This window comes from Rhizobium sp. BR 317, assembly GCF_047445835.1.
Taxonomy (GTDB): domain Bacteria; phylum Pseudomonadota; class Alphaproteobacteria; order Rhizobiales; family Rhizobiaceae; genus Rhizobium; species Rhizobium paranaense.
The window spans coordinates 71105-86761 of sequence record NZ_JARWLB010000022.1 but is presented as its reverse complement, the minus strand read 5'-3'; the positions used below and the strand labels follow the sequence as shown (position 1 = coordinate 86761).

Genomic DNA, 15657 nt, shown 5'->3' with positions numbered 1-15657 from the left:
TCCCGAAGCAACGAGCTTGGGAGGCACCGGTGTCCGGACAGCCTGGACGCCAATGAGCTGCGCATCGTCCCTGGCCATTTTATGGTCCAGACGTGACAATGGCTACACCTCATCGGCGCTTTTGCGACTATAGCCAAGCAGTTCCATTAATTTAAGTTGGATTTACTGATTGCGACGATAAGGTAAGGTTATGACGAATCTGACACTCAAGCAGCTTCGCTATTTCGAGGCTTTGGCACGACAAGGTCACTTCGGACGCGCGGCTGACGTCTGCGCGATCTCCCAGCCTGCCTTGTCGATGCAGATCAAGGAACTGGAAGAATCGCTGGGCACGGAGCTTTTTGAAAGAGGCGCGCGCCAGGTCCGGCTGACCAGTTTCGGGGAAGCGTTTGTGCTGCGCGTCCGCGACATTCTTCGCTCGGTCGACGAGCTCGCAGATATGGCGCGGGCCTCCCAGGATCGGCTCGTGGGGCGGCTGCGCCTGGGTGTCATTCCGACGATCGCACCCTATCTGCTGCCTGCGATCATCGGCAATCTAACGCGCATGCACGACGGGCTCGACATTCACGTCCGCGAGACGCTGACCTCGAAGCTGGTACAGGAGCTGGCCGAGGGCCGGCTTGACGCGGCAATCGTCGCGTTACCTGTATCCGAACCTTCACTGACCGAGGTTACGCTGTTTTCGGAAAATTTCGTCCTGGTCCGGCCAAGCGAGGATGAAGGCAAGCCGGTACCCAATCCCGAAGCGCTTCGCGAGATGAGGCTGCTTCTGTTGGAAGAGGGCCATTGTTTTCGCGATCAGGCCTTATCGTTCTGCAATCTGTCTTCGGCACTGCCGCGCGAGTTGATGGATGGCAGCTCTCTATCCACACTCGTCCAGATGGTCAGCGCCGGCATTGGTGTCACCTTGATCCCGGAAATGGCAGTAGCGGTGGAAACGCGTTCGGCGTCCGTATCCATCGCCCGCTTCCGTAACCTCGAACCGTCGCGAACGATCGGCATGATCTGGCGCAGGACAAGTCCCTTGGCCAAACAGTTCCTCGAGGTTTCCGAAGTCGTTCGCCAATCAGCCGACGCGATGCGCGAGCGGCACAATTTGCTGTCGCAACCGCACGGTCCAGGAGTGAGTACGCGCATGCCGTCGTTCGACAGCTAAATAGCGAACAACGTAATCGGTGTTTTGACCGTACCTTCCGGATCGGCTTACGGCCTCATTTGTTGCCGCTCTTTTTGCGAGAGGTTTTGGCCTTCCGGTGAGTGATGGGCGTGCACCGCTGTCCGACCCCTGATTGCGGCATCAGATACCGCTGCCCGGTATGGTGACCTGCAGACGGGACCCCATCCCGGTTCTGGGCTTGCGGGATCTAGCGGTTACGCGGGCTTTCCTCTTCCAGACATGTTCGATCATTTGCCATCGAGGGCACCGAAGTTCTGGACGATGCACGGGATTGTAGAGCGCGCAAAGCTGTAACTAATCCTTTTGCTTGGGGTGACGAGCAAATTTCATTCTACTTTAGGCGGAATTGTTCTGCGGGTAGTGAACCATTAGCGTGCTGCGCTAGGTCTGCGCCTCCACCTTAAATTTTCTGGCGATCGCGCGAAGACCGATCCGCAGTGCCCACGAGGGGATGCAAGGGTATCTGCGGCTTGCTGCCGAAAGGACATTATCTCGAAAACGGGGGTTGAGATGTTTGCCGGTCCAGAGGTGTTTCAACAAGGGTTTGACGTGTGCGTCGCGGGCGCGGGACCGGTCGGTATCTCCGCTGCACTGGAACTGAGCAGGCGCGGCATGCGAACGCTGCTGATCGAAGCCGGGCCGAAGCAATCGAAGCGACCCGAACGAAACGAAACTGGGTTCGACATAGGAGAAGATACCCATCACGCTGCAGACCAAGTGACGTCTGCCACCGGACTTGGCGGCACGTCCGGACGATGGGGCGGGCAATGCGTCGAGCTGGATGACATAGACTTCGAGGCTAGAGATTATATCGCACACTCCGGTTGGCCTATTGCTCACGAAAAGATTTCGCCTTTCTATCCACGGGCGCGGGCTCTTTTGAGCAGCAATATTGCCGGCGAGCGATCGGAACCGGAGCCGGAGGCAGATTTTCCAGAATCTCGGGAAACCTGGACACGGATACGCAATACGGCAAGAGCCAACAGGGCAGAGATCGCTTCTTCGGAGAACCTCTTCGTCGCCCTCGACGCCAGGGTCAAAGCTCTGGTGTTTGATCCGGTGGAGGGACAGCTACAGTCCATATCGGTTGCCTGCCGCGACGGTTCGTACAAGGTGCGCGCCGACCACTATGTGTTGGCCTGCGGCGGCAGAGGCAATACGCGGTTGCTGCTGAACCTCCAAGTCGCGTTTCCGCAATTGTTCGGCGGAAGCGACGGGCCGCTCGGGCGCTTCTACATGGGACACATCGCCGGCCAGATCGCGCAGATCGAATTCGCCGCCAAGGAGCATGCCGAACAGTATCTTTTTAAGCGCACATCCACCGGAACCTTCGTGTGTAACCGGTTTCAACCCGGCCCCAAGCTGCAACGGGCACTCGAACTGCCGAATATCGCCTTTTGGCCGACGAACCGAAGGGCCGCTTTGGGCGAGACCGATGCGGCGCTCTCGTTGCTATATCTCTGGAACAGTCGGAAGGCCGTCGTCCACAAGGCGGCATGGGGCGAAGCCGATCGACACCGTTACCATAACGTTCTGCGCAATGTACTGCGCAATCCGCTCGGCGCGACCCTTTCCGCGCTAGGGCTGCTTCGCCAAAAATACGGCGCGGCCGAACCGTATCTTGTGCTGCGCAGGCCTGACATGAGATATGGCCTTCGCTACCACGGGGAGCAAATTCCAAGCAGCTCCAATCGCGCCTTCCTCAAGCCCGAGAAAGATGCGGACGGCCAGTTCAAGCTCGATGTCTCATTCCGATATTTGCCTCAGGATATCGGCGGCACGCTGCAAGCGCATCTCGCTCTCGATCGATGGCTCAAGGAACGCAAAATCGGCAAGCTGATATTCGATACAGCACCCGAAAAGCTTGAAGAGCATATCAATGCGCAAGCGAAAGACGGCTATCATCAGATCGGGTTGACCAAGATGGGCGTTGACCGCAAGCACGCCGTCGTCAATCAAAACTGCCGCGTCATCGACGTTGCTAACCTCTATATCGCCGGCAGCTGCGTTTTCCCGACGTCCGGACAAGCCAACCCCACGCTTCCCGCCGTCGCATTCGCCGTCAGGCTTGCCGACCATCTCGTCACTGAGATCCGCCGTCAAAGTACGCCGGTGGGTCTGTCGATAAGCACACGCTTTGAGCCCAAAATGGCATTGCCTCTGAGTGTCCCGCGACGCATTTGCTGATGTCTCGCAAAATAGTATTGGGGCGTCGAGTGGCAGAGTTGGAGTAGCTAAGCGGGTTTGCGTCACGGCTGTGCGGCCGGATGCGTGCACACGAGAACATCGTTGGTCGCCATCAGAGAGTGGTGCAACACGTGCGTGCGAAAATCTAAGGAAGTGTTTCCGAAGCTTGGATAGTTGAAGAAAACGCTAAGTCCATGTAGAATTCACTATCCTAAAAATATAGAGAGCGGTCCTATGAGTGGCCGATTTGTCAGATTCGCCGAAATCGCCGGTATTTCTGCAGGCTTATCTATCATATTTTCCGATTTTGCCTCGGCTGGCTGTTGGTCGGCTTTAAAAAGTCCGGAATGGCAACAAATCAGTTCAATAATTGCGACTGCGAAACTGTGCGAGCAGATGCCTGCTGGGCCAAATCGCACCAGGAGGCTTGAGGTAACAGGGGTCGACTTCTGCACAGCTCCAAGTGGTGTTTCTGTTACTGCAAACGTATCTCTTACTTGCGGATCGAGCACGGAATCGTTTCTCCAACTATCACCCATGGACGGCAAGGTGGTGGCGACGGTGACGCTGGATATCGGCGCATGCCGGATAACGGATTCGAATATTAATATAAGCGGCCAGGCTGGCGAAGTCTTATCGAAGCTGCCTCAAACACAAGAATTCCTACGCACATGGGCGCAGATACGCCTTTCAAATTTGTGCGGAATGCGATGATCTGCTTGTGCGCTTGGCGCAATCGCCGGCAAGGGTACCACTTCATCGTCAACATGTACCGCGCAAACGCACGCACGTCGCCGCGCTTGCCGCCATCAGCAAGCGCCACCGAAATCGTCTCTTTGTGAACATCCAATCCAACATATGTGATAGTCTCGTTTACGGCCCGTCTCCTCCGCTTGAGGCTCTGTGCGAGGATAACGCACGCAGCCCTCGATACCTGCATATCGTAAGACGGGTCACCCGGTCCCAGGCGAACATTTAGTCCAGCCTTTGGGCGTTAGCCGAGTTATTACAACGCTATTGCAGTTTCGGAGCGACGGTTGACGCTGAATTGACCTTCGGAACGAAGCCGAGCGTGAAGCCGAACAGACCCGCAATCCGCTCAAGGGTTTCGACCGTCGGATTAGCTTTTCCAGTTTCGATTTCGAGGACTTGTCGTTTTGTGATGCCTGTGATCGAGGCGAACTGTGCCTGCGTCAAACCGAACGACCTCCTAATCTCGGCGACGGCCGCAGGGAATATCAGCTCTCCTGCGGCCGCCTTCTCACGAAGGATCGCCCGCCCGGCGCTGATCTCTTCTTTGTTAGGTTTTTTCCACCTTGCCATATCTACTTCCCCAAAGCGTTTTCAGCCACCGAGATACAATCTCTCATTGCGAGTTCGGTCGCTTCTTCCGGAATGCCGACAGCCGCCGCAATCGAAGGCGCGTCCAGAAGGCGTACCGCAAATGCCGAGATCTCTTCGCGGAGCGCGCTCGCCGCAGCTTCGTCTTCGAAAATAGCTCTGCATACCGCATCCCAGTCAGGCGTCGTATCCCGATGCAAATCCCTCATGGCGGCCCACCGAGTTGAGCGCGCGACACCTTCGACGGCAAGCTTCATAGGTGCGAAATCGAACAGTGGAGAAAGTCTAACGCTTCCATCGCCCCGTTTGGACAGCGCGCTATTGCGGCCATGGTTGTCCGGATTGCCAAGCGCTCTGTTGGCGATGTCCCTCTTCACGTATTCGACGATATCGGCAAACGCATTGTCCGAATGCCGCTTGAGCACTCCGATATAGTCTTCATGGCTTGCAAGATGACCGAACGCGGCAACCCCCAGAGCGGAGACCATGCTTTCTTGCCCGATACGTGCCAGTTCGCCGCCCGCAACCTCGCGATCAAAACGCCTGATCATCAGAACGCCGTTCTCGTAACGCGACGTGTCGTGGACGTTCAACCCGAGTGTCTTCGCGAGAACCGAGTAACCCGCCTCAGCTTCGAGGATCAGGCGGTCTCGCTTCTCGCTGCTCCGGAGAAGCTTGACGATATAGTGTTCCACCGCCTCGCCATCGCTCACCAGCATATCGGGGTAATATAATCCGTCGGTCGCTAGGGTAAGCGCAACCTTGGGCCATTCGCCCTGCAGGCCGCTTGACCCCGATGCGATCATCGAGAAACGGTCGAGCACTTCAATGAAGTGCTCGGTGCGCTGGAAGATTTCATCTTCCGTGACTCCTTCCCGATCAACGCGCGCCAACCGATAAAGCTCGTCCGTCACGGCTTCGGTAACTCTCATGTTTCCGACGGGATTTCCACCTGCCCTTAGCAGCAGGGCGACGTCCGAAGCGCGAGCGTCTACGTCGAGCCGCAGATGCTCCGCAAGCTTGCGGCGGGCATGGCCCTGCGGCATGAGGTCGAGGAGAAAGGGCGGCCATGTGTCCCGGTATCGATTTTCGAGATCGACTGGGTGATTGACCGACATAGCTCGCGCATCTGTCACTTGTTTTTCAAGGCGCGCTACGGCAGCGAAATTCATGAAGTAGTCGATGTCGTATTCCACGATCGACGGTCCACGAAAGCCGAGGCTTTTATCTTTGATCGTAATAAAGCCGCTTTGGTGCCAGTTCCCCTCCAGAAATGTCTCGATGCCGAGTTGCATTCAAAAGCTCCTTTTAGTGGATATATAAAGCGAATATTTGAAATATTCAAACCACCAAAGGGATATGTAGGACGGGCTAGTGTACCCGTCACCGAGATTCTGAGTCGTTGAGCAGTGGTGTGGGATAAGACTTAGCCATTTTTTCGCGTGCTTGGTCGATTGAGACCATCCATCGGATTTGGGCGCCGCTATTGGTTCTGCGACGCTCCCATGCCTGAACCTCACTTTCGAGCAAGTTTCGGTTGTCGATGCGGCGGTCAAGACAGGGACGGCGCATCACGCCGATCTCGATCTCGGCCATATTGAGCCAACTCGCGTGGCGGGGCGTGTAGTGGAATTCAAGACGTCGCAAAATCCGACGTGCCTCGGCGGCTGGGAACGTCTGATAAAGTGCAGAGGCCGTGTGGGTCGATAGGTTATCCATCACCACACGGACCCGGTGGGTGTCGGGATAATCGCCATCGACGAGATCGCGCATGCAGACCGCAAAGTCCTCGTTGGCGCGCCGATCGGTGACCTTGACCTTGCGCCACGACCTATTGGCATCGACCGTAACGAAGAGGTTGGCCGTGCCATTGCGCTTGTATTCGGAATCGTAACGGTATCGCTTTCCCGGTTTCTGGACGATCGGCACGCGAACTTCGCCGATGAGCTGGATCGGACTTTCATCGAAGCAGACGACCGGTCGCTTAGGGTCGTGTGGCTCAGCGCAGAGGTCGAGAAGATCCTCCATCCTGGCGATATATTCGCCATCGATTTTGGCGATGCACCACATTTTCTTCTGCCATGGCTTCAGGTCGTTGTCGTCCAGTCTGCGGCGGATGGTTTCGCGTGATATACTTTCATGTTCGACCACTTCCAGCAGCGGGTTGGCCAGAAGCGTCAAAGTCCACCGGGTGCAGCCCTCGGGCGGATACGAGCAAGCCAGAGCAACGAGTTGTACCTCGTCCTTGCCGCTCAGCTTTCGAGCAACCCCGGGGCGCGGCTCTTCGCTGAGGGCCGCCTCCAGGCTGATCTCTACAAAGCGTTTCTTGGTGCGGTAGATGATCGAGCCGCTGGTCCGCACCGATGCTTCGATCGCCTTGTCGCTGACGCCAGCGTCCGCTGCCAACAGGATCTGCATACGCTTGAGCCGCCGAACTGGCTGCTTGCCGCCACTCACCGAAACGCGAAGCTCGTCGCGTTCGATCTGGCTAAGATCGACCCGATATCGTACGTTCATCACAACGACCCTTCATATTGGAGGGGCTTGGGATGAATCCGAAATGAATCAATTGCTTGACCAAGACAAGCCCGCCAAGCGAGCCGTTTTCACTGCCAAACAGGGCCAGTACCTCGCCTTCATATGGGCCTATTCGAAAATCAATGGTCGAGCCCCAGCAGAGGCAGACTTTCAGCGCTACTTCAAAGTCACCGCACCCTCAGTTCACCAGATGCTAAAGACCCTCGACCAAATTGGTTTGATCCAAAAGCAACCAGGAGTGGCGCGCAGCATCMAACTGCTTGTCCCGCCTCAAGAGCTCCCAATCCTCGGCATAGACAACCCGTCATAATCTCTCAGACGAAACACTAGGCGATGCCGTCTGTGCGGTTCACTGCGGCGACAAAATCCCCAACCGCCCAGACCCGGGCCGGTTTCTTCACGGTGATCGAGAAACCGCATCCGCAGCCCTCGCTCCTCAATGTTGCCCAGAACATTGGAGGTGACCGACCCTCTAGCCATTTTTTGAAGTACTGCGCGAAATTCCGATGTTGGATCGGATCGGGAAGACGCCTATGTTCGACTGCGCACCGCCAGATCTCGATCGCTCCCTTCGATCGACATGGCAACCAATAGAGGCATCCGTCATGACCAAAGGCTCTGATCTCCTCGTCGCCGCGCTCGAAAACGAAGGGGTCGACCGCATTTTCGGTATTCCAGGCGAAGAGAATCTCGATGTTGTCGAGTCTATCCGCAAATCGTCCATTCAGTTGGTGCTGACCCGGCATGAGCAAGCGGCTGCATTCATGGCTGCGACCTATGGCCGGCTGACGGGTAAACCGGGTGTCTGCCTGACGACGCTTGGCCCAGGCGCCTTGAACCTTTCGACGGGCGCAGCATACGCGCTGCTCGGAGCCATGCCATTGGTAATGATCACCGGACAGAAAGGGATATTGTCGTCCAGGCAGGCCCGGTTCCAGGTGGTCGACGTCGTGGCATCGATGAAGCCGCTCACMAAGCTTGCCAGGCAGATCGTCTCGCCGCAGATGATCCCGACAATGGTCAGGGAGGCATTCCGGATCGCACAGGAGGAACGGCCGGGGCCGGTTCATCTCGAGCTTCCGGAAGACATCGCCGCCGAGGAATGCGAACCGGTCGCGTTGATTGCTCCGCATCAACTGGAGTTGCCGATCGCGAGTGGCGCGGCCCTCGATCGTGCAGCCGCGCTCATCACAGCGGCGAAACGCCCGCTACTCATGCTCGGGGCCGCGGCCTCGCGCCCCCGCTCGACGTCGGACATCGCACAGTTCGTCATCCGCAGCGGCATCCCGTTCTTCACGACGCAGATGGGCAAGGGAACGGTTCCAGGCGGAACGGAGCTTTACATGGGCACCGCCGCCTTGTCAGAGCGGGATTATGTCCACGAGGCGATCGAACAGGCTGATCTCATCATCACCATCGGCCATGACACGATCGAGAAGCCGCCGTTCATCATGGGCAAGGACGGTCCGCATGTGGTCCATGTCGGATATCAGCCAGCGACCGTCGAACAGGTCTATTTCCCCCAAGCAGAAGTTATCGGCGATATCGGCCCATCGTTGAAGGCGCTGGCGGATCGTCTCGAAGGCAAGCTGCCGAACGCCCAGGCTCTTCTTCATCTAAGGGAGCGCATCCTCGAGCGTATCGCGACTCGGGCGACGGAGGATCGCTTCACGCCGCAGCGCCTGGTCCACGACATCCGGGAGGTCATGCCGCATGACGGCATCCTTGCGCTCGACAACGGGATGTACAAGATCTGGTTCGCGCGGAACTATCGGACGCGCATGGCGAACACGCTGCTGCTCGACAACGCTCTTGCAACCATGGGCGCCGGGCTCCCGTCGGCTATGGTCGCTTCGATGCTCTATCCCGATCGCCGCGTCATGGCGGTCTGCGGGGATGGCGGCTTCATGATGAACTCCCAGGAAATCGAGACGGCGGTCCGGTTGAAATTGAACCTCGTCGTCCTCGTCATCGAGGACGACGCCTATGGGATGATCCGCTGGAAGCAGGCTGTGGACGAGTTCCCGGATTTCGGAATGACATTCGGCAATCCGGATTTCGTGAAATATGCAGAGTCCTACGGCGCCAAGGGGACAAGGGTCGACGATATCAGTCAGTTCAAGCAAGCGCTCGAAAATGCCTTTGCTGGTGGTGGCGTTCATCTGGTGAACGTCCCCGTCGACTATTCGGAAAACGAACGCGTGCTGGTGAGGGAATTGCGCGAACGGCTTCCCGCMATCCTGGAGGATCAAGATGACGCCTAACCTGAAGGTCTATCAGGCATACGATCGCGAGGTGATTGCGGAAATACCGGCCGATGACGCTGCTGCCCTCGAGCACAAGCTCGACATTGCCGCGAAAGCCTATGCTGATCGTGACGGCTGGCTGCCGACCCATCGCAAGATGGCGATCCTCAGAAGGGCGTCCGAGCTTCTTTCGGAGAACCGTGACCGCTTTGCAATGATGATCGCCCGCGAGGGTGGCAAGCCGCTGACGGATGCCATCATCGAGGTCACGCGCGGGATCGATGGTCTCGTCAATACGGCGGACGAGCTGCGCAATTTCGGCGGCAAGGAAATCCCGATGGGCCTGACCGCCGCCAGCACCAACCGGTGGGCCTTCACCACCAAGGAACCTATCGGCGTCGTGGCGGCAATATCGGCGTTCAACCACCCCCTCAATCTCATCATCCACCAGATTGCGCCTGCTGTCGCCGTTGGCTGTCCGGTCATCGTCAAGCCGGCGGCAACCACACCGATTTCCTGCGTCGAGATCGTCAAGCTGTTCTGGGAGGCGGGACTGGACGAGCGCTGGTGTCAGACGCTCATCACCGAGGACAACGCGCTTGCMGAGCGCTTTGCCACAGATCCGCGTGTCGCCCTCATGAGCTTCATCGGCTCGGCAAAGGTCGGCTGGTATCTAAAAAGCAAGCTGCCTCCCGGCACGCGATGCGCGCTGGAACACGGCGGAGCAGCTCCCGTCATCGTCGATCGTACTGCCAACATCGACCTCATCGTCGGGACGATCGTCAAAGGCGGCTATTATCACGCAGGCCAGGTCTGCGTATCGGTGCAGCGAATCTTCGTTCACACTGACATCCTGGACAACTTCACCGCGGCGCTTGCCTCCAGGGTTGCGAGCCTTCGTGTCKGTGATCCCACTCTGAAAGAGACGGAGGTCGGACCGCTGATCCTGCCGCGCGAGACCGAACGGGTCGCAAACTGGATCCAGGAAGCGACCGATGTCGGAGCAAGGCAATTCGGGGGAGGGCGGCTGTCCGAGACCACGCTCCTGCCTTCTGTCCTGCTCGATCCACCGGCGGACGCCAAGGTGTCGCGACTTGAAGTCTTCGGGCCGCTCACCTGTGTCTATGGTTATAGCGACGTTGACGAGGCGATCCGCATGGCCAACTCGCTGCCATTCGCATTCCAGGCGAGCGTTTTTTCCACTGACATAGCCGTTGCGCTTAAGGCGGCAAGGCATTTGGATGCATCGGCCGTGCTTGTGAATGACCACACGGCCTTTCGAACCGACTGGATGCCTTTTGCTGGGCGCAGGCAGTCGGGATATGGAGTCGGCGGTATTTCGTACACGATGGGAGAGATGGCCGACGACAAGATGGTCGTGTTCAACGGCGTCAATTGATCGGCGTAGTCGCTTCCAGGGGACAGGGTTGACGCAGTTTCAGGCCGACCAAGCCGTCCAGCAAGATCGGAAATGCCACGACTGTAATTGCCTCCGTGGTGTTCATGATTATAGATCCCGTACGATCCACTCGCTCTTCGGCTCTTGTTGTGCGCGCGTGCCACGATGGCGTGGCCGTGCATGTGAAAGGACGCAAGATCCGGGCACATCAAGCCTCGGCACATTGCTAAATGGGAGAGCAACACCCGGCTCGCCAAGTTGCCGATTAGGTGGAAGATGGGATATCGCAAGCCCGTATCGGATCAGCCGTGCCCGGGAATTGCCCGTTTCCGTTTTCATCGATGGCGCTTACATTCGCGCGGTTCCGGCCTACCAAATCTGGCAATTCGAGGTCGCCATGGGGATTGTCGCGCTCGCGCGCAAGCTGCTCGTCGCGCTGTGGAAATACGTCAATGCCGGCGTCGTTATCGAGGGCGCGGTCATAAAGACCGCCTGATCGGTTACCCKAACTGAATTCTGCAATCTTCCAGGATCCGATTGGTCCTGGGGGATCCGGGTTGGACGAACCGAGCAGTTGCATGGCCCTGAAAATGGGCCGCTGTGTAGAATGGTCCCGTCCTCCTGAGCCCTTGTCCGCCCGCAAGCGGGATGTTGGTGCGGCTGTCTCGGACAGCGACCGTATATAAGTTGGATTTGGCTTGGCAACGAGCCTCGTCGCGCAGTCGGGCTCAGACCATGGATGCCGCAATAATCGACGGAGTGCAAAAAATGTCACCTTGACGACAGTTCCGTGTTGACCCCCTCATATAAGCAACTGCCACCAACGAAGCGAGTCTTCAGGCGTGAGCATGCGACATCCTGTGATGGCGCACGCGAACTCCCATTTGTAAATCGCTGCCTTTGAAGGTATATAGGAATGATGTATTTCTATAGGAGTTTGTGATGTCCTCCACCCTTTCGGCGAATGTCGATGGCAGAACGGCCACGAAATTGAAGATGGTGGCTTCGATGGAAAACAGGTCCGTATCAAACGCGGTTTCCAGCGCAATCACGGTCTTCGTTGGGCTTCCCAAGGGTGTCCGCGATTTCTTGCTCGAGTTGAATGCACAAGACGACCAAGACACTATCATCAGGCTTGGCCGCGAAATGATGGCAGCGGCGGCGCGCGTTCGTCTCGAGAAGGCAACTACCGACCTAGCATCCGAGCACCGGTTCGGGGGGCCGGAAGACGCGTCCAGCGAGATCGACATGTTGGAAGAAGCGACGGCCCTCACCCGTGCCGCAACGCACCGGAAATAAGGTATGGATCGTCCTGTCCGAGTGCTGCTCGATGTCAACGTCTTCGTCGGGCAGCATAATGGCGCACGACCGTGGTCGTAAAGGAACTGCAACCCAGACCCTGGTGTCCATGATGAGCAGCCAAAAATGGGGCATAGATGACAGAGCTCAGCTAGTCATCTCGTTCGAGATGATCGAAACCCTTGAAACGGTTCTCCGTCGGCTGCAATTCACGGAAGACCGCATTAAGGCATATACCGGCTCCATTATCGACATCATGAAATATGGTCCAGATTCGCTTGATCCCTATCTTATCCTAGGTGGAGAAGAGCGCTTCGCCATGTCTGACGTGGAGGATGCAGGCGTGTTAGCTACGGCCTTCGGTGCCGGAGCTGACATTCTTGTTACGGACAATCTGATGGATTTCGCGACCAAGGATGCTTCTGTCGTAGACACGCAAGTGGTGAACACTACTTCTTCGGGCCAGCGAAGCCTGCAGGCTCTAAGATATGAGATTGGCAGCGCGGATCCCATTGTCGCGCACCCGTTCGATGTAATGCAATGGTTGCGCTTGGGCTATGATTTTACGCCGGGCACCCTCTGGAGCGCCATTCAGAAACCCGGCAATGAACCTGGCCTATGATTACGGGCAGCGTTCTCACTTTTGTAGTTCTGGTGGCACTTGCTACATAATTCCGGAAAATCGTTGTGCGTGGCGTGCCATTATTTCTGATGTCGCTGGATATACGTCTGGCGTTGGAGCGGTAGCATAGACCTGCTCTCGTTCATAAGGTCTTGACGACATCTCTCATCCATCATCGTCTATGGTAAACATTTCGGGTTGTGAATTGAGGAGGGTTCGGGTTTCGACGTCGTGACGAAGGACGAACAAGAAGCTCAAACCCTCCTCGATAGCCCCGGAAACCACTTAGAAATGGGCACCAAACTGTTCAAAAAAGCCGTGCCACTTCTCTGCGCACCACGCAGGCAAGCCCATCGTCCATAAGATGTTGGACGACGAGGTTATCAGGCGGATCTACGATCCGGCCAAGTACCATGGCGGTGGTACCGGAAACGATGCCGGTTTCGGCGAGATCGTTGCCAAATGGCGTCATGCGGAGCTTGATGCCGGGCGCTAGCTCGAGCATTCTCGCTGCAAGCGCGGGCATCAACACAAGCTCCACATAGCTATTGGGCGCAAGCGTGAACAGTCGTTCGGCCTCAACTGGGCGAAACTCCTGCTGGTGGCGACGAATAGGAACGTTGTATGGAAGGGCGGGCGCGAAAGGCCGCCCTCGGTTGTCAGAACCCTTCGAGGACGACCTTGCCGATGGTCGAGCCGCTCTCGAGCTGAGCATGCGCCTTCTTCAGGTTGTCGGCATTGATCGCGCCGAGGCGCACCGTCGCCGTGGAGCGGATGCGGCCAGCATCGGCGGCGGCACCGACCTCGTCGAGAATCCGTCCCTGGTCGATCATGTCGGGCGTCTGATAGATCGAACGGGTGAACATCAGCTCGTGATGGATCGACACAGCCTTGCGCTTGAACAGCATGATGTCGAAGCTCTTCGGGTCATCGATCAGCCCGAAGCGGCCCTGCGGCGCTATCAACTCTGCGATTTCCACCACATGCTTCTCCGTCTGGGTGGTTGAGAATACAAAGGCAGGCGCGCCGATGCCCAGATCCGCGATCTGCTGTGCCAGGGGCTTCGAATGGTCGACGACGTGGTGGGCGCCCATCTTCGTCACGAACTCGCGCGTCTGCGGACGCGACGCGGTGGCGATGACGGTCAGGTCTGTGAACTGTCGGGCAATCTGGATGGCGATCGAGCCGACGCCGCCGGCACCGCCAATGATCAGAATGGCGTTCGCAGCACCCGACACCGGCTTCTTCACATTTATCCGGTCGAAAAGAGCTTCCCAGGCTGTCAGTGTGGTCAGCGGCAAAGCGGCGGCCTCGGACCAGTCCAGCTTGGAGGGCTTGTGGCCGACGATGCGCTCGTCGACGAGATGGAACTCCGCGTTGGTGCCCGGCCGAAGGATCGAACCCGCGTACCAGACCTCGTCGCCCGGAGCGAACCTGGTGACCTCGGGGCCGACGGCGGCGACGACGCCCGCAGCGTCCCATCCGACAACCTTCCAGTCCATGCCCTGTGCCGGGGGCGTGCTGCGGCGGATCTTGAAGTCGACGGGGTTCACCGAAACCGCCTTCATCTCGACCAGGATATCGTGGCCTTCAGGGACCGGCTTGGCGATCTCGATGTCTACGAGGGAATCTGCCCCGTCGATGGCCGAGGGGGTCTTATATCCGACTGCTTTCATTTTCTGTGCTCCTTGAACTGCTTTCACTTKGCGAAGTTGCGAAGTGCTTCTTCGCCAGCTTCCTGGTCCTGCGCCCAACTTCCGCCGGAGATGCCGAGGCCGCCGATGATCATGCCGTCTTCCATTATTGGGAAGCCGCCGGCCGCCGCCATCACACGCGGGACGTGGCGAAGGTTCGACGCGCCTCGGTCTTCAAGGAGGTCGACCCACTGTGCGGTCGAGAGGCCGAAGGAGGCTGCCGTGTAGGCCTTGTCGATGGCGATGTTGACGGCGAGGTACGAGCTGCGGTCGCTGCGCTMGAAGGCCTTGAGGTTTCCTGCGGCGTCGACGATGGCGACGACGGGTTCGAAGCCGACGCGTTGCGATGCGGCGATGGTTTCTGCGACGAGCCTTGCGGCGGCTTCGCGTGTAATTGAACGGGAGGTGAAGCTGATTTCTGACATTGGAAATTCCTTGAGGTTGCTTTCCTGGGTGGGGCTTGAGCGGTCCCCCCACTTGGTGGGATCGTCGAACCAGTCACCTCCATATAGCCGTACGGGCGTTCTGTTTGGATACGCACAACGATTGCCAATAGTATCCCTCTGGATACCGCGAAGCAGACCGCAGGAAGCGGCGACTGCTCGTCTTTACGATGTAAATTCAATAGATTGCTTGCGCAGATGATCGTCTTTGCGCGGTCGCCGCAGGGCGTGGAATACGAATCTTGCATCTTGCATCCGAGCAGAAACCTGAAATAACTACAATACGACGAACTACATGCGAAGATGCCTCTAAGGTCAAAAGGATACTCTCATGGCCAAGGCCCGTCATTCCCGCTTCGATTGCAATCCGGGCTGCTCGGTCGAGGCGGCGATCAGCCTGATCGATGGCAAGTGGAAATGCGTCGTCCTCTTCCATCTTCTAGGAGGAACCATGCGGTTCAACGAGATCCGCAGGCAGGTGACGGGTGTCACGCAGCGTACGTTGACAAACCAGTTGCGCGAGCTCGAAGACGACGGCCTCATCGAGCGCAAGATCTACGCGCAGGTTCCACCGAAGGTCGAATACACGATCTCGCCGCTGGGACGCAGCCTCGAGCCTATCCTTATCGCATTGAAGGCATGGGGCGACGGGAACATCGGCAGGTTCGGGAAGCCTGTCGCGGCGAACGCTGCCTAGCTCGTCGCCAGCCC

The 15657-nt window shown here is 57.7% G+C and carries 13 protein-coding genes and 2 pseudogenes; 9 read left to right on the top strand and 6 right to left on the bottom strand.

The genetic code is table 11. The annotated features are described in order from the left end of the window. Positions 1–190: 190 nt before the first annotated feature. Positions 191–1156 carry a hydrogen peroxide-inducible genes activator gene (locus QD357_RS26730; protein ID WP_183940405.1) on the top strand — a complete coding sequence of 322 codons (966 nt, stop codon included), beginning with the start codon at positions 191–193 and terminating at the stop codon, positions 1154–1156. A gap of 531 nt (positions 1157–1687) precedes the next feature. Next, a complete protein-coding gene (locus QD357_RS26725; protein ID WP_414125435.1) occupies positions 1688–3364 on the top strand; it encodes a GMC oxidoreductase in 1677 nt (558 codons plus the stop codon). Positions 3365–4378: 1014 nt separating this feature from the next. Here the strand turns inward: QD357_RS26725 and QD357_RS26720 are convergent. From QD357_RS26720 to QD357_RS26710, 3 genes are all read right to left on the bottom strand, one after another. Then, positions 4379–4687, bottom strand: a complete 309-nt coding sequence (locus QD357_RS26720; protein WP_414125434.1) for a helix-turn-helix domain-containing protein — start codon at positions 4685–4687, stop codon at positions 4379–4381. A 2-nt stretch (positions 4688–4689) separates the two neighbouring features. After that, positions 4690–6000, bottom strand: coding sequence for a type II toxin-antitoxin system HipA family toxin (locus tag QD357_RS26715; RefSeq protein ID WP_414125433.1), 1311 nt, complete (start codon positions 5998–6000; stop codon positions 4690–4692). An 88-nt stretch (positions 6001–6088) separates the two neighbouring features. Continuing rightward, positions 6089–7222: an IS630 family transposase gene (locus QD357_RS26710; RefSeq protein WP_414125432.1), complete on the bottom strand. Its 1134-nt coding sequence runs from the start codon at positions 7220–7222 to the stop codon at positions 6089–6091. A gap of 43 nt (positions 7223–7265) precedes the next feature. Here QD357_RS26710 and QD357_RS26705 point away from each other — a divergent pair, with 43 nt between their 5' ends. The 6 genes and pseudogenes from QD357_RS26705 (at position 7266) to QD357_RS26680 (ending at position 12809) form a co-directional block, all read left to right on the top strand. After that, positions 7266–7553, top strand: a complete 288-nt coding sequence (locus QD357_RS26705; RefSeq protein WP_414125431.1) for a LexA family protein — start codon at positions 7266–7268, stop codon at positions 7551–7553. Positions 7554–7848: 295 nt separating this feature from the next. Beyond that, complete coding sequence (locus tag QD357_RS26700; protein WP_183940402.1) at positions 7849–9507, top strand: acetolactate synthase large subunit; 1659 nt, start codon at positions 7849–7851, stop codon at positions 9505–9507. Further along, the gene (locus tag QD357_RS26695) at positions 9497–10888 is read left to right on the top strand and encodes an aldehyde dehydrogenase family protein (protein WP_414125430.1); all 1392 of its coding nucleotides are present in this window, start codon (positions 9497–9499) and stop codon (positions 10886–10888) included. The genes QD357_RS26700 and QD357_RS26695 overlap by 11 nt, the downstream gene beginning before the upstream one ends. A gap of 28 nt (positions 10889–10916) precedes the next feature. Further along, positions 10917–11309: pseudogene (locus QD357_RS26690) on the top strand (ISKra4 family transposase); the annotation flags it as partial. Between the two features lie 521 nt (positions 11310–11830). Beyond that, positions 11831–12187 carry a hypothetical protein gene (locus QD357_RS26685; protein WP_183940400.1) on the top strand — a complete coding sequence of 119 codons (357 nt, stop codon included), beginning with the start codon at positions 11831–11833 and terminating at the stop codon, positions 12185–12187. Positions 12188–12245: 58 nt separating this feature from the next. Beyond that, positions 12246–12809, top strand: coding sequence for a PIN domain-containing protein (locus tag QD357_RS26680; protein WP_414125429.1), 564 nt, complete (start codon positions 12246–12248; stop codon positions 12807–12809). Positions 12810–13134: 325 nt separating this feature from the next. On the opposite strand, the pseudogene QD357_RS26675 reads toward QD357_RS26680, so the two are convergent. The 3 genes and pseudogenes from QD357_RS26675 to QD357_RS26665 form a co-directional block, all read right to left on the bottom strand. Further along, positions 13135–13410, bottom strand: a pseudogene (locus QD357_RS26675) (LysR family transcriptional regulator); the annotation flags it as partial. A 58-nt stretch (positions 13411–13468) separates the two neighbouring features. Next, entirely contained in the window at positions 13469–14485 is a 1017-nt protein-coding gene (locus tag QD357_RS26670; protein ID WP_414125428.1) for a zinc-binding alcohol dehydrogenase family protein, read from the bottom strand. A 23-nt stretch (positions 14486–14508) separates the two neighbouring features. Beyond that, positions 14509–14928, bottom strand: a complete 420-nt coding sequence (locus QD357_RS26665; RefSeq protein WP_414125427.1) for a GlcG/HbpS family heme-binding protein — start codon at positions 14926–14928, stop codon at positions 14509–14511. 349 nt (positions 14929–15277) lie between these two features. Here QD357_RS26665 and QD357_RS26660 point away from each other — a divergent pair, with 349 nt between their 5' ends. Continuing rightward, the gene (locus tag QD357_RS26660) at positions 15278–15643 is read left to right on the top strand and encodes a winged helix-turn-helix transcriptional regulator (RefSeq protein WP_183940396.1); all 366 of its coding nucleotides are present in this window, start codon (positions 15278–15280) and stop codon (positions 15641–15643) included. Positions 15644–15657 lie beyond the last annotated feature (14 nt).

Excerpts from the sequence above, each read along its gene's own strand:
- QD357_RS26720 (WP_414125434.1), bottom strand. The coding sequence starts at position 4,687 with ATGGCAAGGTGGAAAAAACCTAACAAAGAAGAGATCAGCGCCGGGCGG.
- QD357_RS26680 (WP_414125429.1), top strand. The coding sequence starts at position 12,246 with ATGGCGCACGACCGTGGTCGTAAAGGAACTGCAACCCAGACCCTGGTG.
- QD357_RS26670 (WP_414125428.1), bottom strand. The coding sequence starts at position 14,485 with ATGAAAGCAGTCGGATATAAGACCCCCTCGGCCATCGACGGGGCAGAT.
- QD357_RS26715 (WP_414125433.1), bottom strand. The coding sequence starts at position 6,000 with ATGCAACTCGGCATCGAGACATTTCTGGAGGGGAACTGGCACCAAAGC.
- QD357_RS26710 (WP_414125432.1), bottom strand. The coding sequence starts at position 7,222 with ATGAACGTACGATATCGGGTCGATCTTAGCCAGATCGAACGCGACGAG.
- QD357_RS26730 (WP_183940405.1), top strand. The coding sequence starts at position 191 with ATGACGAATCTGACACTCAAGCAGCTTCGCTATTTCGAGGCTTTGGCA.
- QD357_RS26685 (WP_183940400.1), top strand. The coding sequence starts at position 11,831 with ATGTCCTCCACCCTTTCGGCGAATGTCGATGGCAGAACGGCCACGAAA.
- QD357_RS26660 (WP_183940396.1), top strand. The coding sequence starts at position 15,278 with ATGGCCAAGGCCCGTCATTCCCGCTTCGATTGCAATCCGGGCTGCTCG.
- QD357_RS26725 (WP_414125435.1), top strand. The coding sequence starts at position 1,688 with ATGTTTGCCGGTCCAGAGGTGTTTCAACAAGGGTTTGACGTGTGCGTC.